Source organism: Pseudomonas sp. AC463 (genome assembly GCF_979253585.1).
Genome location: NZ_CEEDDZ010001244.1, coordinates 1 through 231, shown reverse-complemented (window position 1 = coordinate 231; position 231 = coordinate 1). Strand labels below are relative to the sequence as shown.

At 63.6% G+C, this 231-nt stretch carries 1 protein-coding gene; it reads right to left on the bottom strand.

The window, feature by feature from the left end; translation table 11 throughout:
- Positions 1-76: 76 nt before the first annotated feature.
- Entirely contained in the window at positions 77-202 is a 126-nt protein-coding gene (locus tag AC0IYH_RS34280) for an HIG1 domain-containing protein (RefSeq protein ID WP_471838962.1), read from the bottom strand.
- Between the last annotated feature and the right edge of the window lie 29 nt (positions 203-231).

Genomic DNA, 231 nt, shown 5'->3' with positions numbered 1-231 from the left:
GGTGGTGCCGGTGTCGCCGGTGCGGGTGTAGATTTTGGTGAGCTTGACCATCGGGGGGATCAGCGCGCGGACAGCGTCAGGTACGGCCCGCCGCGAACAGGATCACGACCACGATCAGCACCGCCAACGCCTGGAAGAAGATGCGCTGCTGCATCATGCGGTTGGATTTGAGCGATGCCTGGCTCGGCCCCTCGCCATGCACCTGCGCATGCGATTCCTGAAGGAAGGAGA